Here is a 21,019-nt window from a genome sequence, read left to right as displayed (position 1 = left end):
CACCGTGAGCAGAAGCGCTGCTGAGGTCGTCGATCGATGCACCCGCGCAACTCTGTCGGGTGCGGCCCCTCGTGGCGGGCCCGTCGGCCGATGATGCCCCGCACGGGTGATGTGCAGGTCAGGAGGGGGACGCGTCGCGCATCCCGCGCAGCAGTTCCCCGAACCCCGCCCTCGCGGCTCCCCGGCGGAGTCGTCCACACCGCGTCCGCCGCGGCTCTCACCGACCCCGGCGTCGCGGGCGACCCGGGCCGCCCGGCCCGGGTGACCACTCCGGAACGCGCATGCGAAGCCGAACTCGTCGTCCCCGCCGACGGCATCAGGTCCGCCGTGCGCACGGCGCTCTGCCCCGCCCACCCGGGCGCGGTCTACGCCGGCTTCACCACCTGGCGCCTCCTCGTCCCGCCCCTCGGCGGGCCCTTCGCCCAGCACGAGATCTGGGGCGCGGTCGCCTCCGGGGCACGCACCCCTTCGCGGACGGCACGGTCTCTTTCTACGGCGCCGCCGTCGCACCCGCCGGCGAGCACGCCCCCAAGGGCGAGAAGGCCGCGCTCCTGCGCCGCTTCGGCGACGGGCACGACCCGATCCCGGCGATCATCGACGCTGCCGTCCCCGACGAGATCCTGCGCCACGAAGTCCACCACGTCGCCGAACCCCTGCCGGCCTTCCACCGCGGCCGGGTCGCACTCCTCGGCGACGCGGCCCACGCCATGCCCCCGACCCTCGGCCAGGGCGGCAACCATGCCATCGAGGACGCCGTCGTGCTCGCCCACCACGCGGACCCGGCGCAGCCCGACGCCCTGGGCCTCGCCGCGTACACCGCCGCACGCAGGCCGCGTACGACCGCCATCGCCCGCAAGGCCGTCGCGGTCGGCCGGGTGAACATGCTGGGCAACCGGCCCGCGATGGCGCTGCGCAACCCCCTCATCGCCGCCCTCGACAAGACCGGACCCGCCGTCATGCTGCGAGGATTCGACGAGATCGCGGACCGGCGGCCCCCGCAGCGGCCGTATGCTGCCCAGACACAGAGGGCTTAGCCGGACGCAGACGGTCCGGGGCGAGGGGAAGACGGACGTGAAGGTCGGCTGCATCGGACTCGGAGACATCGCGCAGAAGGCGTATCTGCCGGTGCTCACCACTTTGCCGGGGGTCGAGCTGCACCTGCAGACCCGCACACCCGAGACGCTCCGGCGGGTCGGGGACACGCACCACATCCCCGCCGAACAACGGCACACCGACCTGGACGCGCTGCTCGCGCAGGGGCTCGACGCGGCCTTCGTGCACGCGCCGACCGTCGTCCACCCCGAGATCGTGACGCGGCTCCTCGAAGCGGGCGTCGCCACCTATGTCGACAAGCCGCTCGCCTACGAACTCGCCGACTCGCAGCGCCTCGTCCGGCTCGCCGAGGAGCGCGGTGTCAGCCTGACGGTGGGCTTCAACCGCCGTCACGCGCCTGGCTACACGCAGTGCGCCGAGCACCCCCGCGAGCTGATCCTGATGCAGAAGAACCGGATCGGGCTGCCCGAGGAGCCGCGCACGCTCGTCCTCGACGACTTCATCCACGTGGTCGACACCCTGCGCTACCTCGTCCCCGGGCCGATCGACGACGTGTCGGTGCGCGCCCGGGTCGAGGACGGCCTGCTGCACCACGTGGTGCTCCAGCTCGGCGGGGACGGGTTCACGGCGATCGGCGTCATGAACCGGCTCAGCGGCTCGACCGAGGAGATCCTGGAGGTCTCCGGCCAGGACACCAAGCGGCAGGTCGTCAACCTCGCCGAAGTCATCGACCACAAGGGCCAGCCGACGGTGCGCCGCCGAGGCGACTGGGTGCCGGTGGCCCGTCAGCGCGGCATCGAGCAGGTGGTCCTCGGCTTCCTCGACGGCGTGCGCGCGGGCAAGGTCCTCAGCGCCAAGGACGCGCTGGAGACGCATGTGCTGTGCGAGCAGGTCGTACGTGAGGTGCAGCGGTTCGCCGCCTGAACCGGCGGACGGCCTCCGCCGCGCCCAGCAGGGCGAGCACGGTGACGGCCGCGTGCACGGGCCAGTCGCCGAACCGTACGTAGAGCGTCGTGCCGTGCGCCGTCGGCACCTCGTAGACCCGGGCCGCGCTCGCCGACGTGCCGAGCCAGGGACCGGCGCGTGATCCGTCCGGGCCGTACACGGCCGACACCCCGGTCAGCGTCGCGTGCACCATCGGACGGCCCGTCTCCGCGGCGCGCACGGCCGCCAGCGACGCGTGCTGCTCGGGCGCCCAGCTGTGCTGGAACGTCGACGTCGAGGACTGCGCGAGCAGCACCTGCGCCCCGTCGCGCGTGAGGTGCCGCGTCATGTCGGGGAACGCGGACTCGAAGCACACGAGCGGGCCGATCCGCAGCTCGCTGCCCCGCGCGGACCGCGCGTCCATCACGACCTGCCGGGTCCCCCTCACCCGGTCCTCGCCCGCCGCCTTGCCCACCGACGTGGCCCAGCCGAGCAGAGGGCGCGCCGGGATGTACTCACCGAAGGGGACGAGCCGCATCTTGTCGTAGCGCTGCCCCGTGAGACCGTCCGGGCCCACCAGGACCGAGCTCTTGAAGATGCCGGGGGCGCCGCCGGGGGAGACACGCCGCGCGTCCACGTTCACCAGGACGTCCGCGCCCACCTCGCGCGAGAGCGCCGCGATCCGGCGCGCGAGGTCCGGCCGCTGCGAGAAGTCGAAGCCGACGCTGCTCTCGCCCCACACCACCAGGTCGACGCCCTGTCCGGCCAGGCCGCGCGTCAGCTGCTCCTCCCGGTCGAAGCGCTTCTCGCCGCTGTCGGCGCCGCCTATGGGGCCCGGCTGGACGACGGCGACCCTGACCCGGCCATTCGGCTCAGGGCGGGGAGCCCAGGCCCAGGAGGCCGTCGTCACCGTGGCCGTCACCAGAAGCCCCGCCACCGCCGGCGTACGCGCGCTGCGCGTCACGAGGAGGATCGTGACGGCGGTGTTGACCGCCACGACGAGCAGGCTGACCAGCCACACCCCGCCCACCGACGCGACGCGCAGCGCCGGCTGCACCTGCCACTGGCTCGACCCGATGAGCCCCCACGGGCCGCCCAACCCCTGCCAGGACCTCACCAGTTCGACCATCAGCCACGCCGACGGCACCGCGACCAGGGCAGCGGCCGCCTGCCCGCGCGTGGGCGTGCCGCCGAGCAGCCGTCGTACGAGCCTGCCCCAGGGCGCCCACAGCGCGCCGAGCAGCGCCGCGATCACCACCGTGAACACATGCAGACTCGGCAGCAGCCAGTTGTGCACGGCCAGCATGAACCCGAGCCCGCCGAGCCAGCCGTCGAGGGCCGCGCGGCGCGGTGTACGGGCGGAGCGGGTGAGGAGCATCCACGGCACCAGCGCGACGTAGGCCAGCCACCACAGCGACGGCGCCGGGAACGCGAGGGCGGGCAGCGCGCCGGCGCACACGGCGGCGACGCCACGCCACCAAGGGGACGCCGCGAGGCGGGGGGCGATGCCCTGCCACGACGTGGCGGGTGCCGCCCCCGCCGACGGCATGGCCGACGCCGGCCACGACCGCGTCGTACTCGACGAGCGCGACCGACCGCTCCCGCCCGACCCGTCCATGCGCCGCCTCCCTCGTCGTCCGACGCCCGGTACGTGCTTTCAGTGTGCGCGCCCGGGACGATCTTTGACAGTGGGCACCGGGGGCGCTCGTGTCAGGGCGCGGTGGCCGCCGCTGCGTCCTCGGTGCGGCGCCACTTCTCGTGCACCGTCACCCCGCGCAGCCGCCAGCCGGAGTGCGTCCGCACCAGGGCGAAGGCGTAGCGGCCGCCGCACACGAAGTCGGGCGCACCGGAGGGTGCAGGGGAGGGCGCGTCGGAGGCGCTGCCCGCGCCGTCGCCGGCGAACCGCATCGGGTTGATGTAGTCGGCCTGTACGTCGGCCGTGTCGCCGGTGTCGTTGTCGAGGCGGCCGAAGCGCAGGCGCCGGTTGACGATCAGGTGCTGGCGCATCGGGAACAGCTCCATCGTGCGGGTCAGCCATTCGGTGATCTCGGCCGCGCTGCCCTCGATGCCGCCGGCCCGCCGGTAGTCGGCGCGCCCGTCCGGACTGAAGAGTCCGCGGTACGCCGTCCAGTCCCCGTCGTCCACGGACACCGCGTAGTCGGTGATCAGCTCCTCGATGGCGAGTCGGTCCATCACGGTGGCGAGTTCTACGCGCTGTGTCATTGAGTCAGTCTTGGGCACCGGAACCGCAGATCCAAGGGGCGCGACGGGGGAGGCCCGCGGCAGTGATCATTGGTACCTTCTCGGCATGTCCCTGGAGAGCACCTCACAGACCGCCGCCGACGACCTCGCGCGCTCCGTGCGGCTCGCGGTGGACACCTTCGGCGGGGCGCCGGGTGCCGACTGGGGCGTCAAGGCCGGTTCGCTGGAGTGGGACTGCTGGGAGACGGCCGAGCATCTGGCCGACGACCTGTTCGCGTACGCGGCCCAACTCGGCCCGTCGAAGCCGCCGTTGGACACCGAAGTGCCGTTCGACTGGACGCGCCGCAGGCCGGACGGCCCCGCGAACGTCATCTTCGCGAACCGTGACGCGGGCCCGGCGGGACTGCTCCAGGTGCTCGACGCGAGCGGCGCCCTGCTGGTCGCGATGGTGCGGACGGCCGCGCCCGAGACCCGCGCCCACCACGTGTTCGGCCTCTCGGACCCCGCGGGCTTCGGCGCGATGGGCGTCGTGGAGACCCTCGTCCACACGCACGACATCGCCGAAGGTCTCGGCCTCGACTGGACCCCGCCCGCCGGCCTCTGCGCCCGGGCTCTCGCCCGGCTGTTCCCCGACGCGCCGCGGGACGACGACCCCTGGCGTACGTTGCTGTGGGCGACGGGGCGCGGCGAGCTGCCCGGCAGGGAGCGGCTCAGGTCCTGGCGCTGGAACGCCGAAGTCCGCTGACAGGCCGACATGCGGACCGGACCGGACACGACAGAGAATTGACGGTGCGTCAGGCAGCGGCCTGGACGACCTCCGTACGGACCGCGACAGCCCACTCGGTGACGAGCCGCGCGTACTGGGCGCGCTGCTCGGTGGAGAGCCGGCCACCCGCGCGCAACCACAATCCGCGGATCTGCTCGTTGACTTCCTCGGCAGACCGCGCGGAACCCGAACACTCAAGCGGCATGCGGTAAGGCTAGGGTGCGTGCCGCCCGCTGGGAACCCTCAGCGACGGAACATATTCGCCAAGTGATCGAAAACATCCGACAGTTGACTGCCGGTCCAGGGCGGCGACCGTCAGGGAGGGGCGGATCGCGCTCGGGCCGGCCGGTGAAAAACCAGGTGGCAGCGTCGCCTCCCGTCACTACAGTTGCGGCATGCCCAGGTGCGAAGGAGCGGGTTACTTCCACTGTTAATGGGGTGGCCGCGGGTTCGAGTCCCGTCGTCGACTTCGGGTCGGCGTAGCTCAGTCGGCAGAGCACCTTGTACCCGCACCGAATCTGATCTCTGGGCAGCACACACCTCACGCACCTCCCGGTGCGCAGGTCCACGGCTCCTTCTCATGGTGAAAGCACGCCGCGGACCGACTTGATCTCGGGAGGCACCCGGCAGCGCCGCGCCCCGGTTCGGCGTGCCCGCACGCGGTGCCTTCCCTCCACGGAGAGGGGCCGCCTCATGGCACGCTTCAACACCCGCGGCACCCGCCCGGTGGGCCGGTCGCCGATCGCCACCGTGACGGGCGAGCGGGCGCGCACGCACGAGGGCGCGACGGGACACCTGCGCGACGCGCGCAGCGAACTGTTCCTGCTCGCCGTCTCGAACCTCGTATCCACGGACGCCTTCTACGAGTCCGCGGACGACCGCGACGACCGCTACGGCGCCCTCGTCCGGCAGCTCGCCGTCGAGGACCCCGAGTGGACCGCGGGCCTGCTCGGCTGGCTGCGCGGCGAGGGGAACATGCGGACCGCCGCGCTCGTCGGCGCCGCCGAGTTCGTCAAGGCCCGCATCGACGCGGGCGAGCCCGGCCACTCCCGTCAGGCCGTCGACAGCGTCCTCCAGCGCGCCGACGAGCCGGGCGAGCTGCTCGGCTACTGGACCTCGCGGCACGGCCGGCGCCTGCCGAAGCCGGTGAAGCGCGGCATCGCCGACGCCGTCCAGCGGCTCTACAACGAGCGCTCGCTCCTCAAGTACGACACCGACTCCAAGGGGTACCGGTTCGGCGACGTCCTCAACCTCGCGCACCCGGCGCCCGCCGCCGACAAGCCGTGGCAGGGCGATCTGTTCCGGCACGCCCTCGACCGCCGGCACGGCAACGCCGAGGAGATCCCGGAGCGGCTGCGCACCCTGCGCGCCCGCGAGCGGCTGATGCGCGTACCGGTGGAGGAGCGCCACGCGGTGCTCACCACGGACACCGGCAGGCTCGCCGAGGCGGCCATGACGTGGGAGTCGCTCGCGGGCTGGCTCCAGCGGCCGATGGACGCGGCGGCGTGGGAGGCGATCATCCCGTCCATGGGGCTGATGGCTCTCGCGCGGAACCTGCGCAACTTCGACGAGGCCGGTGTCTCGGACGAGGTCGCGCAGCGCGTGGCCGCGCGGTTCGCCGACGCGGACGAGGTGCGTCGCTCGCGCATGTTCCCGTTCCGCTTCTGGGCCGCGTACAAGCACGCCCCGTCGCTGCGCTGGGGGCACGCCCTGGAGCGGGCGCTCGCGCACTCACTGGCCGGTGTGCCCGCGCTGCCCGGCCGTTCGCTGATCCTCGTGGACCGGTCGCCGTCGATGTTCCCCGGCTACGGGTTCTCGACGCCGCACCGCTCGGACATCCCGCTCGCCGAGCAGGCGGCGGTGTTCGGCGCGGCGCTCGCCCTGCGCGCGGAGGCGCCGACGCTCGTCGAGTTCGGGATGGAGAGCCGGCGCCTGAACTTCCGGAAGGGCGGCAGTGTGCTGCGGCTCGTCGAGAGGTTCGGGCGGATCTCCGGCACCGACATCCCGACCGCGGTGAAGAAGCACTTCACCGGGCACGACCGCGTGGTCGTCGTCACCGACGAGCAGACCCGGCCCGGCTGGTTCCCGTCGAACGCCCGCGACCACGGCGGCATGGCCGAGACCGAGATCGACGCGCTCGTGCCGAGGGACGTGCCGGTCCACATGTGGAACATGGCCGGATACAAGGTGGGCGCCACCCCTTCGGGCGGCGCGAACCGGCACGCCTTCGGCGGCCTCACCGACCAGGCGTTCCGCCTGATCCCGCTCGTCGAGCGGGGCGGCGACGCGCGCTGGCCGTGGGAGCAGGCGCGGGGGAGGTGAGCGAGGTGTGGTCCCGTCCGGCTCGGGCCGGGCGGGGTCAGCCCGCCGACTCCCCGGCGTGCGGGCTCAGGACGCCCGCCGTGACCAGCGCGATCAGCACGATGCCGAGCAGGATCCGGTAGTAGACGAACGGCATGAAGCTCTTCGTCGAGATGAACTTCATGAACCATGCGATCACTGCGTATCCGACGCCGAAAGCGATGACCGTCGCGAAGGCGGTCGGGCCCCACGCGACGGAGCCGTCCTGCCCGGCGTCCTTCAGCTCGAACACCCCGGAGGCGAGGACGGCGGGGATCGCGAGGAGGAACGAGTAACGGGCCGCGGCCTCACGGGTGTACCCCATGAGGAGGCCGCCGCTGATGGTCGCGCCGGAGCGCGAGACTCCGGGGATCAGGGCCATGGCCTGGCAGACGCCGTAGATCAGCCCGTCCTTGACGCTCAGGTCCTTGAGGCCCTTGCGCTCCCGCACCGCGCGGTGCTTGCCGCCGACCTCGTCGCGCGCAGCGAGACGGTCCGCGACACCGAGGACGACGCCCATCACGATGAGGGTCGTCGCGGTCAGGCGCAGATCGCGGAACGGCCCCTCGATCTGGTCCTTGAACGCGACACCGAGCACGCCGATCGGGATCGAGCCGACGATCACGAGCCAGCCCATCTGCGCGTCGTGGTCGCTGCGCAGCGCTTTGTTCGTGAGGGAGCGGAACCATGCGGAGATGATCCGCGCGATGTCCTTGCGGAAGTAGATGACCACCGCCGTCTCCGTGCCGAGCTGGGTGATCGCCGTGAACGCGGCCCCCGGGTCGTGCCAGCCCGCGAAGGCCGCGGTCAGCCGCAGATGCGCGCTCGACGAGATGGGCAGGAACTCGGTCAGCCCCTGGACGAGCCCGAGGATGAATGATTCGAACCAAGACATGAAGTTACGCGATCCAAGTGCTGACGTGAGCTGACCGCAGACGCGCAGGCCAGAGGCGGACACGGAGGAAGGACGGACGGGCGGGCGAGGCCGTACGGGTCAAGGGGTACGGAAGTGGAAGGGCGCCCGCCGTGGGGCAGCGTAGCGCCCTTGTGTGAAGAGACGATGACAGGGCCTCTTCACCCGGACGGCGCTACACCGCGGCCGGGCCCGCGGTGGTCCAGCCCGGCGCCTGTGGATGGGCGCTGAGGTCCTCGTGGTGGACGGCGTCGCCGCACGCGGAGCAGGTCACGACGGGGACCAGTTCGTTGCCGCAGGTGTGCTCGATCACCATCGGGCGGTCGCCGTCGTCGCGCAGATGACGGTCGCCCCACGCCATGAGGGTCATGAGGACCGGCTCCAGTTCGAGCCCCGCCGTGGTGGGCCGGTACTCGAAGCGCTGCGGGCGCTCCTGGTAGGCGACCTTCTTGAGAATGCCGGCGTCCACCAGCCGGCGCAGACGCGTCGCCAGGATGTCGCGCGGCGCCCCGATGTTGCGCACCAGCTGGTCGAAGCGTCCGTTGCCGAGGCACACCTCGCGCAGGACCAGGAGCGAGTACTTCTCGCCGACCACGGCCAGCGTGTCGGCGATCGAGCAGGGGCGCGGGTCCTTGGCGGCTGGCATGCGCATCAGTGTAAGCGAGGGTTTGTTTTTCCAACTGATCGGGTTATGGTGAGTTCAGTTTTCCTACTCACTGGTAATGGGCGCCGGGCACCGACCCGCCGGCCAAGGAGGCCCGCACCATGCGTGACGCAGTCATCGTCGAAGCCGTACGCACGCCTGTCGGGAAGGGCAAGCCGAACGGGACACTCGCTCATGTCCACCCCGTCGAACTCCTCGCCCACACCCTGCGCACCCTCGTCCGCCGCGCCGGGATCGACCCGGCGCAGATCGACGACGTCATCGGCGGCACGGTCGACCAGGTCGCTGAGCAGGCCATGAACACCACCCGGTACGCCGTCCTGTCGGCGGGCTTCCCGGAGTCCGTGCCCGCCACGACCGTCGACCGCCAGTGCGGCTCGTCCCAGCAGGCCGTGCACTTCGCCGCGCAGGGCGTGATCTCCGGCGCCTACGACATGGTGATCGCCGGCGGCGTGGAGTCCATGAGCCGTGTGCCGATGTGGTCGAACGTACCCGAGGGCGCCGACCCGTTCGGTCCCGGCGTCGCCGAGCGTTATCCGGAGGGGCTGGTCCCGCAGGGCGTCAGCGCCGAACTGATCGCCGCCAAGTGGTCGCTGTCCCGGGACATGATGGACGGCTACGCCGCAGAGTCGCACCGCAAGGCCGCCCAGGCCTGGGCGAACGGGCTCTTCGACGCCGAGGTCGCGCCCCTCGAAGGCGTCACGCGAGACGAGTCCGTGCGCCCCGGCACCACCGCCGAGATCCTCGCCGGGCTCAAGCCCGCCTACTACGATCCGCACTTCGCCGAGCGCTTCCCGCAGATCGACTGGTCGGTGACCGCGGGCAACGCGAGCCCCATCAACGACGGCGCCTCCGCCGTCCTCATCACCACGAGCGAGAACGCGGCCCGGCTCGGCCTGCGCCCGCTCGCCCGCCTCCACAGCTTCGCCGTCACCGGCTCGGACCCGCTCCTGATGCTCACGGGCGTCATCCCCGCCACCGAGAAGGTGCTGCGCAGGGCGGGTCTCGGCCTGGGCGACATCGACCTGTTCGAGGTCAACGAGGCGTTCGCGGCCGTCGTCCTCGCCTGGCTCCAGGAGACCGGCGCCGACCCGGCGAAGCTGAACGTGCACGGCGGCGCCATCGCCCTCGGCCACCCCCTCGGCGCGAGCGGCACCCGCCTGATGACCACCCTGGTCCACGCGATGCGCGCCCGCGGCGCACGCTACGCACTCCAGACGATGTGCGAGGCCGGCGGGCTCGCCAACGCGACCGTCCTGGAAGCGCTCTGAGTCTTCGGGAGCGCCCCGATTTCATCGGGGGTGAGTCAGCCGCGGAGGCGGTGGCGCTTGCACCACGCGACCACCGCACCCGCGAGGCCGGTCAGCGCGATGAACCCCATCGCGACCAGGAACGCGGGCGACGTCGGAGTCGAGGCCCTGGCCCCGGCGACGACGTACGCCGCCGTATTGGGGACCGAGCCGATCGCCGTGGCGAGAAGGAACGGCGCCCAGCGCATGCGCGAGATCGCGGCGCAGTAGTTGGCCGCCCAGAACGGCACCCCCGGAAACGTCCGTGCCGCCAGCATCGACCGGAAGCCGTGCCGGCTGAGCTGCCCGTCGGCCGCCTTCAGCCAGCGGCCGCGCACGAGGGGCCGCAGCGCGTCCTGGCCGAGCACCCGGCCGAGCCCGAACGCCACCCCGGCGCCGAGCACCGTCCCACCGAGCGCCGCCAGAGTGCCGAGCTGCGAACCGAACAGCGCGCCCGCCGCGAGGTTCAGCAGCGGTCGCGGAACGAAGGCCACCGTGCACAGGCCGTACGCGACGCCGAACAGGACGACCGCGGCGGTGCCGCTCATCTGGGGTGGCCAGCCGTCCGCGAGCAGCCGCTGCGGCTGAAGGAGCAACACCATGGCCCCGCCCGCGGCGAGCAGCGCCACCAGGAGCGACAGTCGCGACCACGGTGACAGCAGAACTCTCGTGCAACGCAGGGCAAGGCCCGCCGGCCGGGCGGCGGCGAGTCCCTCGGGACGGGTCGCGACGGTGTCGGGCATCCGGGGAGACTAACCGACCCGGATGTAAGTTCGCCGTAGGGTTGTGTCGCATGACCGTCACAGTCCCGCGCAGCGCGCTGGCCGACACCCTGCTGGAGCGGCTCACCGCCGTGTACCCCACGGCGGCCGACCCCGAGCGGGCCGGGCAGATGCGCGCGTACATGAAGGACGTGGCCCCCTTCCTCGGTCTGACCACCCCCGTCCGCCGCGCACTCTCGCGCACGGTCCTCGCCGGCGTCCCGCGCCCCGACGAGAGCGACTGCACGGCGCTCGCGCTGCGCTGTTGGGAGCTGCCCGAGCGCGAGTACGCGTACTTCGCGGTCGACTACCTGCGCCGGCACGCGGGCCGCTGCTCGTCCGGCTTCCTGCCCGTCGCCCGGCACCTCGTGTCGACGGTCCCGTGGTGGGACACCGTCGACCTGCTCGCCGCGCACGTCGTCGGCGCGCTCGTCGCGGCCGACCCGCGCCTGGCGAAGGACATGGACGCGTGGATCGAGGACGACGACCTGTGGATCGCCCGCACCGCGCTCCTGCACCAGCTCCGCCGCAAGGAGACGACCGACAGGGAGCGCCTCTTCGGCTACTGCCTGCGCCAGGCGCCGCACCCCGACTTCTTCATCCGCAAGGCCATCGGCTGGTGCCTGCGTGAGTACGCGAAGACCGACCCGGACGCCGTACGTTCCTTCGTCGCCGCCCACCGGGACCGGCTCGCACCCCTGTCGACGCGCGAGGCCCTGAAGAACATCGGACCCTGAACTCCCTTACGCCCCCAGGGAGACCGAGCCGCCCGCAGGGCCACCAGGGCCGCCGGAAAACCATTCGACCTGCGCCGCTTCTTCGGCAATGATCGGCGTCATGTTCCGGTACGCCTTCCCCGCAGCCACGTCCGCAGTCGCGGACGCTGCGAAGGCTGCCGTCTTCCTGGCCGCCGCAGCAGACGGCGCCCGAAGCTGACCCTCTCCGGACATTCCGGCGGACCCCGCAGGGGGAGGGTCGGTAGGAGTCCGGGGTCCCCGCCTCATCAAGGAGGCCATCACACCCTGTTCCGCTGAGGAACACGTTCCGGGAGGAACCACCCAGTCATGCCCAAGACGGCATACGTGCGCACCAAGCCGCACCTCAACATCGGCACCATGGGCCACGTCGACCACGGCAAGACGACCCTCACCGCCGCCATCACCAAGGTCCTCGCCGAGCGCGGCGCCGGCACGTTCGTGCCCTTCGACCGCATCGACCGCGCCCCGGAGGAGGCCGCCCGCGGCATCACCATCAACATCGCGCACGTCGAGTACGAGACCGACACCCGCCACTACGCGCACGTCGACATGCCCGGCCACGCCGACTACGTCAAGAACATGGTCACCGGGGCCGCGCAGCTCGACGGGGCGATCCTCGTGGTCTCCGCGCTCGACGGGATCATGCCGCAGACCGCCGAGCACGTCCTGCTCGCCCGCCAGGTCGGCGTCGACCACATCGTCGTCGCGCTCAACAAGGCGGACGCGGGGGACGAGGAGCTCACCGACCTCGTCGAGCTCGAGGTCCGCGAGCTGCTCTCCGCGCACGGGTACGGCGGCGACTCCGTCCCCGTGGTGAGGGTCTCCGGGCTCAAGGCCCTTGAGGGCGAACCCCGTTGGACCGGGGCGATCGACGCACTGCTCGACGCCGTGGACACGTATGTGCCCATGCCCGAGCGGTACGTGGACGCGCCGTTCCTGTTGCCGGTGGAGAACGTGCTCACCATCACCGGACGCGGCACGGTCGTCACCGGGGCCGTCGAGCGAGGCAGGGTGCGCGTCGGCGACCGCGTCGAGATCTTCGGCGCGGACACCGACGCGGCGGCGACCGTGGTCACCGGCCTGGAGACCTTCGGCAAGCCCATGGAGGAGGCACAGGCCGGGGACAACGTGGCGCTGCTGCTGCGCGGAGTGCCCCGCGACGCGGTCCGCCGCGGGGACGTCGTCGCGGCCCCGTCCAGCGTCAGCCCGAGCCGCCGCTTCACGGCCCAGGTGTACGTCCTCTCGGCGGCCGAGGGCGGCCGGACGACACCGGTCGCCACCGGCTACCGCCCGCAGTTCTATCTGCGGACCGCGGACGTCGTCGGCGACGTCGACCTCGGCGAGAGCGCCGTCGCCCGGCCCGGGGACACCGTCACGATGACGGTCGAACTCGGCCGCGACATGCCTCTGGAGGCGGGCCTCGGCTTCGCGATCCGCGAGGGCGGGCGCACCGTCGGCGCGGGCACCGTCAGCTCCGTCGACTGAACCGCACCGCCCGCCTCCCGCACCCCGCGGGAGGCGGGCGGCCGCACGTCGGCCACACTGGACGCCGGCACGGGCAGGGAGGTCTCAAGTGGCGGGCAGGGCACTCGTACTCGGGGGCGGCGGCCTCTCCGGCATCGGCTGGATCTCCGGAATCCTCCACGGCCTCGCCGAGGCCGGCGCCGGCCTGTGGGACGCCGACACCGTGATCGGCACGTCCGCCGGCTCCGTCGTCGGCGCCCAGCTCACCTCCGGCAGCCTGCCCCCCGCCGAGCTGTACGAGCGCCAACTCGCCGCGCCCGTGGGGGAGATCGCCGGGCACCTGGGCGCCGCCGCGACCCTGCGCCACGCCCGCGCCGCGCTCTCCTCCCGTACGCCGGAGGAATTCGGCCGCAAGGTGGGGCACATCGCGCTGGCCGCCGACACCCCGGACGAGGCGACGCGCCGCGCGGTCATCGCGGGGCGGCTCGTCTCCCACAGCTGGCCCGAGCGGCCGTTCCTGGTGACGGCGGTACGGGCGACGACCGGCGAGTTCCGTGTCCTCGACCGGGGCAGCGGCGTCGGCCTGGTCGACGCCGTCGCGGCCAGCTGCGCCGTGCCGGGCGTCTGGCCGCCGGTCACGTTCGAGGACGGCCGATGGATCGACGGCGGCGTCCGCTCCCCGGCCAACGCGCACCTCGCCGAAGGCCACGACCGCATCGTGATCATCGCCCCGATCGCCGCGGGCGGCGGCACCCTCGAATCGGCCCGCGCCCAGGCGGAACGCCTCACCGCGAGCGGGGCGAGGGTCACCCTCATCACCCCGAACCGCACCACCAGAAAGGCGATGGGCCACAACAGCCTCGACCCGACACACCGCGCCCCCTCGGCCCGCGCGGGCCGGGAACAGGCGGCGGCGCATGTGGCGGGCGTGACGGGGGTGTGGGGCTGAGCAGCAGGTCGGCGAGTGCCGTGTGACAGCGGTCGTCTTCTCTGTCTCCGCCTCCGGCGTGTGCCGTGTTGCAGTCGGCGTCCTCGCTGTCCCCGGCTCCGGCGTGTGCCGTGCGGCAGCGGGCGCCCGGTCCCCACCCCCCCGCACACCCGGCGGATGCCGCCTGCCGCCCGACAAACACCACCCGGTAAGCCGGCCACCCCGCGGCCCTGGCCACCCCGCGCTCTCGGTGACCCCCGTGAACCCCGATCGGCCGCCGCCACCCCCACCGCCCGGCACAATGGACGCGTGGACGAGCCGATACCCGTGACCAGGACCGTCGATCACGGCACCGCCAAGCTGATGCCCGACGTGGACCGGCGCAGGGCCTGGCTGCTCACGGTCGACGGGGCGCCGCAGTCGTACGTCGATCTGGACGCACCGGAACACCTCGAGTTCGAGTACGCGCGTCGGCTCGGGCATGTCCTCGACTGTGCGGACGAGCCCGGAAAGCCGCTCGACGTGCTGCATCTCGGCGGTGGCGCGCTGACCCTGCCGCGCTATGCGGCGGCGACGCGGCCCGGTTCGCGTCAGGACGTGGTCGAGGCGGACCGGGGGCTGCTCGCCCTGGTCGCCGAGCACCTGCCCGTCCCCGACGGCGCCGGGATCACCGTCCACGGGGCCGACGCCCGCACCTGGCTGGAGTCGGCCGACGCCGACAGCGCCGACGTACTCGTGGCGGACGTCTTCGGCGGCTCCCGGGTTCCGGCCCATCTGACCACCGTGGCGTACGCCGAGGCCGCCGAGCGGGTCCTGCGCCCCACGGGCGTCTACGCGGCGAACCTCGCGGACGGCACGCCCTTCGTCTTCCTCCGCTCCCAACTCGCCACGTTCTCAACGGTGTTCGAGCATCTGGCGTTGATAGCGGAGCCCGCCGTGCTGCGCGGCAGGCGCTTCGGGAACACCGTCCTCGTGGCCTCCCACGAGGAACTCGACATCGCGGGGCTCGCCCGGCGCGCCGCGGCCGACGCGTTCCCGGCCCGTGTCGAGCACGGCGCTCAGTTGCGCCGCTTCACCGGCAGCGCCAAGCCCGTACGGGACGAGGAGGCGGTGCCGTCACCCGAGCCGCCCGGTGGCTCCTTCGGCATCGGCTGAGACGAGCTCGGGCAAGGGCGGCTCGACGGTGTCGGGGCGGCGTGTCAGCCGGCGTACCTCCGGCACGAACAGGACCGCGCCCGTCGCGACGACGACGAGCGCCGCGCAGCCCCACAGCGCGGGGGTCAGGCCGAAGGCCGCCTCCGCGGGGCCCGCGAGCGCGGTGGCGACCGGCACCATCGCGACGGAGCCGAACCAGTCGTACGCGGAGACCCGGGACAGCTTGTCCTCCGGGATCTCCTGGTGCAGCGCCGTCATCCAGGAGACGCTGAACACCTCGATCGTCACGCCGCTCACGAACATCACGCACACCAGCACGGCAAGAGGCACCGGTACCGCGAGCGCCGCCGAGGGCAGCGCCAGGGGGAACACACACAGGGTCCCGGCGAGCAGCAGCCGCCGCGGCTTCCACCGCATCATCAGGAACGCCCCGGCGACGGTCCCGACACCGAACGCGCCGAGCGCGAGCCCCCAGGGCCCGGGTCCGCCGAGGGAGTCGCGCGCGACCAGCGGGCCGAAGACCGCGTCGGCGGCGCCGACCACCGCGACCACGACGGAGAACTGCGCGACGACGCCCCACAGCCAGGGCCGGCCGATGAACTCCTGCCAGCCGTCGCGCATATCGGCGAGGAGGCCGCCGCCGGGCTCGCGCGGAGCGATATGGCTGACGTCGAGGAACGAGCGCAGGGCGCCCGCGACGGCGAACGCGCCCGCGTCCACGGCGAGCACCCAGCCGGGCCCGACGGCCGCGACCATCGCGCCGCCGAGTGCCGCGCCACCCACGGCCGCGCCCGACATCGCCATCCGGAAGAGGGCGAAGGCGCGGCTCGCCTGCTCCCGGTCGACCGACGACATCAGCATGCCTTCGGCGGCGGGGTTGAAGAAGGCCTGCCCGGTTCCGCCCAGCGCGCTGAGCAGCATCATCTGCCACAGCTCGGGCTTGCCGGTGAGGACGAGCAGCGCGAAGACGCCCTGGGAGAGGAAGTTGAGCGCGTTGGCCGCGACCATCACGTGGTGGCGCGGCAGCCGGTCGGCGACAGTTCCGCCGACGAGCAGGAACAGGACGAGCGTCAGGGTGCGTGACGCGGCCACGAGGCCGACGTCCCCGCCGTCGCCCCCCGTCTCGAGCACCGCGAACGCGGACGCGATCAGCGCCCCGTTGCTGCCGAGGGTCGTCACGAACGCCGCCGACGCCAGCAGGCTGTAGTTGCGGCCCGCCCACGCGGGTCGGCGGGGTCTGAGCGGGGAGGCGGTGGCAGAGTTCACTGAGGGACTATCGCCGCAGTGGGTCCGACTTGCCAAACGAGATTCTTCCGGCCCTGCCGAACGTGATTGTTACCGGCGCGTCACTCCGATAGATTGATCATGAATTTCGTGTCATGTTCACGATAAATCTGCCCCCGGGAACCGCCTGGTTCTCGAGGAAAGGGATGAAATGCGGAAGTACTTCTCGTCTCTCCTGGCCGCGGCCGCGCTCACCGGCGCCGTCGCACTCCCCGTCGTGACGGCGGCGCCCGCTTCGGCGGCGGCGACCAAGTGCGCGCCGACCAGCCACGACTACACGGTCGCCGAGGAGAAGGTGCCGGTCCACTCCTCGATCTCGGGGAACGCGGCCGTGATCGACTACATCTACAAGAACAACTCGGTGCACGCCTACTGGGCCTGCACCAACAGCTCCGGCAACCCGTGGGTGTGTATCGGCAGTTGCAAGGTGACCGAGGACGCCATCACCGGCCGGTGGGTCTACCGGAACTACCTGCGCTGATCGGATCAGGCCGCTGACACAGCGTCCGGCCCGCCCTTCACCGGGCGGTCCGGACGCTGTGCTGTGTGCGGCTCATTCCACGCTGGGGTCGCCCTGGAGCCGTACGGTGCTGAGGATCTTCTGCACCGTGGCGTCGGGGACCTCGTCCTTCACGCCCTTGGCGCCGTAGAACGTCCAGGAGACGAAATCGCCCTGGGAGTTCTTGAAGGCGAACACGGTGGCCTTGCCGTCCGTGTCGCACTTGCCGGTCTTCGGCACACCGGACGAAGTGGTCGTCGCCACGCTGCCCTTGACGCCGGAAGCGGTCGTGAAGTCCTTCGGCTTACCGATCTTCAGGAGCTTCTTCGACGAGTTCTTCTGGTCGGTGTAGCCGCCGAACACCCACCACGCCGAGTCGTTGCGCGCGACGTCCTGGGTGTTCTTGGCGCCGTTCTGCCCCTTGGTGCCCGCCCCGGCGAGGGCGCTGTCGTCCACGTTGCCGTCCTTGTCGTCGTCGGACGTGCACCACTTCTCCTTGAGGAAGGCGGGTGCGGACATCGTGATGAGGGGCTTGCCGGTCTCGTCCTTCGCGTCCTCGAAGCCGGTGATCACGCCGTCCGACTTGACGACCCAGTCGGCCGGTACGTCGAACGCGGTCCCGTACTTGGGGTTCACGACGACCTGCCAGCCCGCGATGGTGGCCTTCGGCGCGTTCGACGGGTCGCGCGGGTTGACGTCGTCACTCGCGTCGGGGCTCGGGTCCTTGGAGGCGGACTTCGTGGGGGACTTGGACGGCTTGGGGTCCGCCTTGTCCTCCTTGTCACCCCCGAGAACAAGGAACCCGGTCACGCCGGCGGCGACCACTACGGCCGCGGCCGCGACGATCGCGGTGATCTTCGTCTTGTTGCCTCCGCCGTTACCGCTCGGCGGCTGGGGAGCGCCCATCGGGACGGTGGGAGCGCCCCACTGTCCGGGCTGCTGCTGCCCCGGCTGCTGCTGGTACGGATTGGGCTGCTGCTGGTAGCCCGGCTGCTGATAGGGGTTGGGCTGCTGCTGGTACCCCGGCTGCTGGTACGGATTCTGGTCCTGCGGGTTCTGCTCGCCCCCGGGCGGCTGCTGTCCTGGCCACATGGCGCACAACAATAGAGGTCCCGGCAGCCGCCGGCACCGTCGCCCTGTACCGGACGTGCAACGGTTCGCCGGCGGCCGCGTGTCCGTGCCGTGCCTCAGGAGTCGCTGACGTCCACGAGCCGCACGGTGCTGAGGATCTTCCTGATCGTGGCGTCGGGCACCTCGCCCTTGACGCCCGTGGGTCCGATGAACGACCAGGACGCGAAGTCGCCGTCGGCGTCCTTGAAGGCGAACACGGCGGCCTTGCCGTCGGAGGAGCACTTGCCGTGCTTCTTCTGCCTGACGCCCGTCGAAGAGGCGGTCACCAGGCTGCCGTTGAGGCCGGACGCGGTGGTGTACGACTCCGCCGGTTTCGTGGAGATGCTCTTCTTGTCGGGCTGTGAGTACGCGCCGTAGACCCACAGCGTGGCGTCCTTGGTGGCGGCGTCCTCGGTGCTCTTGGCGCCGTTGTTGCCCCGCGACCCGGTCGCGCCGAGCGAGGACTCCTCCTCGTTGCCGTCCTTGTCGTCGTCGGAGACGCACCACTTCTCTTCGAGGAACGCCGGGTTGCTCATGGCGATGAGCGGCTTCTCGCGCGGGTCGCCGTCCTTGGAGACCCAGTTGACCCAGCCGTTCGACTTCACCAGCCAGGCGGAGGGAACGTCGAACGCCATGCCGTGGTCGGTGTTCACCACGGTCTTCCAGCCGTGCACGGTGGGCTCGACACCGCCGCCCGCGCGCGGGTTGCCGGTCGCGCTCGGCGCGGGCGCCGAGGACTTCGTGGGGCCGGGGCCGGCGTTGTCGTCCTTCTTGTCCTTGTCGCCGCCGAGGACGAGGACCCCGGTGACGATGGACGCGACGACGACCGCGGCGGCGGCCGCCACGGCGATGAGAGCCGTCCGTCTGCGCTTCGGGGGTTCGGGCGACGGCTGGGGAGAACCGGCGGGCATCGTGGGCGCGTTCCACACCTGCTGTCCGGACGGCTGCGGATACGGATTCGGCTGCTGGTACGGATTCGGTCGGCGGCCCTGCGGGTTCTGCTCGCCCCCGGGACCCTGCTCTCCTGGCCACATGGCGAGCAACGATAGGACCACCGCCAGGACCGAGGATGGCCAAGGTCGCTACTCGTGGGTAACATCACGCACCATGAGCGCAGAACAGATGTCGATCGGCGAGATGCTCGCCGCCACCGTGCCGATGGCCCGGACCCTGAACATCGAATTCCTCGAGACCACCCCGGAGAAGGCCGTCGTGGCCCTGCCGGACCAGAGCGAGTACCACAACCACGTCGGCGGACCGCACGCCGGAGCGATGTTCACGCTCGGCGAGTCCGCGAGCGGCGCGATCGTCCTCGCCGCCTTCGGCGACCAGCTCTCGCGGGCGGTGCCGCTCGCCGTGCGCGCCGACATCGCGTACAAGAAGCTCGCCATGGGCCCCGTCACGGCGACGGCCACCCTCGGCCGCCCGGCGGCCGACGTGGTCGCCGAGCTCGACGCGGGGGAGCGCCCCGAGTTCCCGGTGACCGTCGCGATCCAGCGCGCCGACGGTGCGGTGACCGGGGAGATGACCGTCGTCTGGACGCTGCGCCCCAACAGCTGAGCCGGACCTCTCCGTTTTCCTCGAACAGGTAGGCTGCCCGGCATGCGCACCCGGGGGAGCGTGCGCCGGGCACACGCCCACCGACTCGGGAGGATTCGGCGTTGCACGTCCAGGAATGGCTCGACACGGTACCGGCGGTCGCCATCTATGCCCTGGTGGCCGGGGTCATCGGGCTCGAAAGCCTGGGCATCCCGCTGCCTGGAGAGATCGTCCTGGTCTCGGCGGCGCTGCTGTCGTCCCAGCACGGTGACATCAACCCGATCATCCTCGGCGTCTGCGCCAGCGCGGGAGCCGTCGTCGGCGACTCCATCGGATACGCCATCGGCCGCAAGGGCGGACGCCCCCTGCTGGCCTGGCTCGGCAACAAGTTCCCACGCCACTTCGGCGAGGCCCATGTCGCGACCGCCGAGCGCTCCTTCGAGAAGTGGGGCATGTGGGCCGTCTTCTTCGGCCGCTTCGTCGCCCTGCTGCGCATCTTCGCGGGCCCGCTCGCGGGCGTGCTGCACATGCCGTACTGGAAGTTCCTCATCGCGAACTTCCTCGGCGGGGTCATCTGGGCCGGCGGCACGACCGCCGTCATCTACTACATCGGCGTGGTCGCCGAGGACTGGCTCAAGCGGTTCTCGTACTACGGGCTCGCCGCGGCCGTGCTGATCGGCCTGGCCTCCATGCTGATCGTCAGGCGCAAGGCGAAGAAGGCGGCGGCCGAGGCGGAGCCGGTCCCGGCCGCCGAGTGACACTCGACGCCTGACGATCGCAGTCAGCAGTCAGCAGTCAGCAGTCAGCAGTCAGCAGTCAGCAGTCAGCAGTCAGTCGTCCGAGTGCGCCGCGCGGTGTGCCTTCGCCAGTTCCACGTAGAGCGTGCCGTTCAGGGTGATGCCCGCGCGCTCCTCGTCGGTCAGCGGGCGCTTGACCTTGGCGGGGACCCCGGCGACGAGTGAGCCCGGCGGGACCTGCATCCCCTGCGGGACGAGCGCCTGGGCGGCGACCAGGGAACCGGCGCCGATCACCGCGCCGTTGAGAACCGTGGCGCCCATGCCCACCAGGCAGTCGTCCTCGACGGTGCAGCCGTGCAGGACCGCGTTGTGACCGACGGAGACCCGCTCGCCGACCGTCACCGGGAAGCCGGGGTCGACATGCACGGTGCAGTTGTCCTGGATGTTGCTGTCGGCGCCGAGCACGATCGGGCCGCAGTCCGCGCGCAGCACCGCGCCGTACCAGACACTCGCCCCGGCGTGCAGGGTGACCTCGCCGATCACGACCGAGGTCGGCGCGGCGAACGCCTCCTGGTCGAGGACCGGGTCCTTGCCGCCGATCCCGGTGATGAGTGCCTGCTGGCCCATCGCTCT

21 protein-coding genes and 1 pseudogene are annotated in these 21,019 nt (G+C 71.9%); 12 read left to right on the top strand and 10 right to left on the bottom strand.

Annotation, left to right across the window (positions count from 1 at the left end; genetic code table 11):
- Nucleotides 1-174: 174 nt before the first annotated feature.
- Nucleotides 175-1,034: pseudogene (locus LGI35_RS46280) on the top strand (FAD-dependent monooxygenase); the annotation flags it as partial.
- A 37-nt stretch (nucleotides 1,035-1,071) separates the two neighbouring features.
- Nucleotides 1,072-1,977 carry a Gfo/Idh/MocA family protein gene (locus tag LGI35_RS09820; protein WP_227293515.1) on the top strand — a complete coding sequence of 302 codons (906 nt, stop codon included), beginning with the start codon at nucleotides 1,072-1,074 and terminating at the stop codon, nucleotides 1,975-1,977.
- Here the strand turns inward: LGI35_RS09820 and lnt are convergent.
- Both lnt and LGI35_RS09810 read right to left on the bottom strand, forming a co-directional pair.
- On the bottom strand, nucleotides 1,901-3,526 hold the full coding sequence (gene lnt, locus LGI35_RS09815; protein ID WP_227293514.1) for an apolipoprotein N-acyltransferase: 1,626 nt from the start codon (nucleotides 3,524-3,526) through the stop codon (nucleotides 1,901-1,903). The genes LGI35_RS09820 and lnt overlap by 77 nt on opposite strands.
- Nucleotides 3,527-3,687: 161 nt before the next feature.
- Entirely contained in the window at nucleotides 3,688-4,200 is a 513-nt protein-coding gene (locus LGI35_RS09810) for a nuclear transport factor 2 family protein (protein ID WP_227293513.1), read from the bottom strand.
- Nucleotides 4,201-4,285: 85 nt separating this feature from the next.
- Here LGI35_RS09810 and LGI35_RS09805 point away from each other — a divergent pair, with 85 nt between their 5' ends.
- On the top strand, nucleotides 4,286-4,924 hold the full coding sequence (locus LGI35_RS09805; RefSeq protein ID WP_227293512.1) for a maleylpyruvate isomerase N-terminal domain-containing protein: 639 nt from the start codon (nucleotides 4,286-4,288) through the stop codon (nucleotides 4,922-4,924).
- Nucleotides 4,925-4,973: 49 nt separating this feature from the next.
- Here the strand turns inward: LGI35_RS09805 and LGI35_RS09800 are convergent, their stop codons facing one another.
- The gene (locus LGI35_RS09800; RefSeq protein WP_227293511.1) at nucleotides 4,974-5,150 is read right to left on the bottom strand and encodes a hypothetical protein; all 177 of its coding nucleotides are present in this window, start codon (nucleotides 5,148-5,150) and stop codon (nucleotides 4,974-4,976) included.
- A 488-nt stretch (nucleotides 5,151-5,638) separates the two neighbouring features.
- Here LGI35_RS09800 and LGI35_RS09795 point away from each other — a divergent pair, with 488 nt between their 5' ends.
- The gene (locus LGI35_RS09795) at nucleotides 5,639-7,267 is read left to right on the top strand and encodes a TROVE domain-containing protein (protein WP_227293510.1); all 1,629 of its coding nucleotides are present in this window, start codon (nucleotides 5,639-5,641) and stop codon (nucleotides 7,265-7,267) included.
- Nucleotides 7,268-7,304: 37 nt separating this feature from the next.
- Here LGI35_RS09795 and LGI35_RS09790 read toward each other — a convergent pair whose 3' ends face one another.
- Together LGI35_RS09790 and LGI35_RS09785 are read right to left on the bottom strand one after the other, a co-directional pair.
- Complete coding sequence (locus LGI35_RS09790) at nucleotides 7,305-8,180, bottom strand: undecaprenyl-diphosphate phosphatase (protein ID WP_227293509.1); 876 nt, start codon at nucleotides 8,178-8,180, stop codon at nucleotides 7,305-7,307.
- Between the two features lie 193 nt (nucleotides 8,181-8,373).
- On the bottom strand, nucleotides 8,374-8,844 hold the full coding sequence (locus LGI35_RS09785; protein WP_227293508.1) for a winged helix-turn-helix transcriptional regulator: 471 nt from the start codon (nucleotides 8,842-8,844) through the stop codon (nucleotides 8,374-8,376).
- A 119-nt stretch (nucleotides 8,845-8,963) separates the two neighbouring features.
- Between LGI35_RS09785 and LGI35_RS09780 the strand changes: the two genes are divergently transcribed.
- Nucleotides 8,964-10,133, top strand: coding sequence for a thiolase family protein (locus LGI35_RS09780; RefSeq protein WP_227293507.1), 1,170 nt, complete (start codon nucleotides 8,964-8,966; stop codon nucleotides 10,131-10,133).
- Between the two features lie 35 nt (nucleotides 10,134-10,168).
- Here the strand turns inward: LGI35_RS09780 and LGI35_RS09775 are convergent, their stop codons facing one another.
- Nucleotides 10,169-10,894, bottom strand: coding sequence for a TVP38/TMEM64 family protein (locus tag LGI35_RS09775; protein ID WP_227293506.1), 726 nt, complete (start codon nucleotides 10,892-10,894; stop codon nucleotides 10,169-10,171).
- A 50-nt stretch (nucleotides 10,895-10,944) separates the two neighbouring features.
- Between LGI35_RS09775 and LGI35_RS09770 the strand changes: the two genes are divergently transcribed.
- From LGI35_RS09770 to LGI35_RS09755, 4 genes are all read left to right on the top strand, one after another.
- Complete coding sequence (locus LGI35_RS09770) at nucleotides 10,945-11,649, top strand: DNA alkylation repair protein (protein ID WP_227293505.1); 705 nt, start codon at nucleotides 10,945-10,947, stop codon at nucleotides 11,647-11,649.
- 327 nt (nucleotides 11,650-11,976) lie between these two features.
- Nucleotides 11,977-13,155: an elongation factor Tu gene (tuf, locus tag LGI35_RS09765; protein ID WP_227293504.1), complete on the top strand. Its 1,179-nt coding sequence runs from the start codon at nucleotides 11,977-11,979 to the stop codon at nucleotides 13,153-13,155.
- Between the two features lie 88 nt (nucleotides 13,156-13,243).
- Nucleotides 13,244-14,083: a patatin-like phospholipase family protein gene (locus tag LGI35_RS09760; protein ID WP_227293503.1), complete on the top strand. Its 840-nt coding sequence runs from the start codon at nucleotides 13,244-13,246 to the stop codon at nucleotides 14,081-14,083.
- Nucleotides 14,084-14,371: 288 nt separating this feature from the next.
- Nucleotides 14,372-15,217: a spermidine synthase gene (locus LGI35_RS09755; protein WP_227293502.1), complete on the top strand. Its 846-nt coding sequence runs from the start codon at nucleotides 14,372-14,374 to the stop codon at nucleotides 15,215-15,217.
- On the opposite strand, the gene LGI35_RS09750 is transcribed toward LGI35_RS09755, so the two are convergent.
- Nucleotides 15,179-16,483, bottom strand: a complete 1,305-nt coding sequence (locus LGI35_RS09750; RefSeq protein ID WP_227293501.1) for an MFS transporter — start codon at nucleotides 16,481-16,483, stop codon at nucleotides 15,179-15,181. The genes LGI35_RS09755 and LGI35_RS09750 overlap by 39 nt on opposite strands.
- A gap of 169 nt (nucleotides 16,484-16,652) precedes the next feature.
- Between LGI35_RS09750 and LGI35_RS09745 the strand changes: the two genes are divergently transcribed.
- Nucleotides 16,653-16,982, top strand: a complete 330-nt coding sequence (locus LGI35_RS09745; protein WP_227293500.1) for a hypothetical protein — start codon at nucleotides 16,653-16,655, stop codon at nucleotides 16,980-16,982.
- A 72-nt stretch (nucleotides 16,983-17,054) separates the two neighbouring features.
- Here LGI35_RS09745 and LGI35_RS09740 read toward each other — a convergent pair whose 3' ends face one another.
- Together LGI35_RS09740 and LGI35_RS09735 are read right to left on the bottom strand one after the other, a co-directional pair.
- Nucleotides 17,055-18,092: a DUF8017 domain-containing protein gene (locus LGI35_RS09740; protein ID WP_227293499.1), complete on the bottom strand. Its 1,038-nt coding sequence runs from the start codon at nucleotides 18,090-18,092 to the stop codon at nucleotides 17,055-17,057.
- A gap of 95 nt (nucleotides 18,093-18,187) precedes the next feature.
- A complete protein-coding gene (locus LGI35_RS09735) occupies nucleotides 18,188-19,144 on the bottom strand; it encodes a DUF8017 domain-containing protein (RefSeq protein ID WP_227293498.1) in 957 nt (318 codons plus the stop codon).
- 73 nt (nucleotides 19,145-19,217) lie between these two features.
- Between LGI35_RS09735 and LGI35_RS09730 the strand changes: the two genes are divergently transcribed.
- Both LGI35_RS09730 and LGI35_RS09725 read left to right on the top strand, forming a co-directional pair.
- Nucleotides 19,218-19,670 (top strand): DUF4442 domain-containing protein, encoded by a 453-nt coding sequence (locus LGI35_RS09730; RefSeq protein WP_227293497.1) that lies wholly within the window; start codon nucleotides 19,218-19,220, stop codon nucleotides 19,668-19,670.
- A gap of 101 nt (nucleotides 19,671-19,771) precedes the next feature.
- Nucleotides 19,772-20,407, top strand: coding sequence for a DedA family protein (locus tag LGI35_RS09725; protein ID WP_227293496.1), 636 nt, complete (start codon nucleotides 19,772-19,774; stop codon nucleotides 20,405-20,407).
- A 72-nt stretch (nucleotides 20,408-20,479) separates the two neighbouring features.
- Here the strand turns inward: LGI35_RS09725 and LGI35_RS09720 are convergent, their stop codons facing one another.
- Nucleotides 20,480-21,013 carry a gamma carbonic anhydrase family protein gene (locus LGI35_RS09720; RefSeq protein WP_227293495.1) on the bottom strand — a complete coding sequence of 178 codons (534 nt, stop codon included), beginning with the start codon at nucleotides 21,011-21,013 and terminating at the stop codon, nucleotides 20,480-20,482.
- Between the last annotated feature and the right edge of the window lie 6 nt (nucleotides 21,014-21,019).

The organism is Streptomyces longhuiensis (assembly GCF_020616555.1).
Taxonomy (GTDB): Bacteria; Actinomycetota; Actinomycetes; order Streptomycetales; family Streptomycetaceae; genus Streptomyces; species Streptomyces longhuiensis.
Note: the sequence above shows the minus strand (reverse complement) of the source record. Positions and strands in the feature narration are given on the sequence as shown.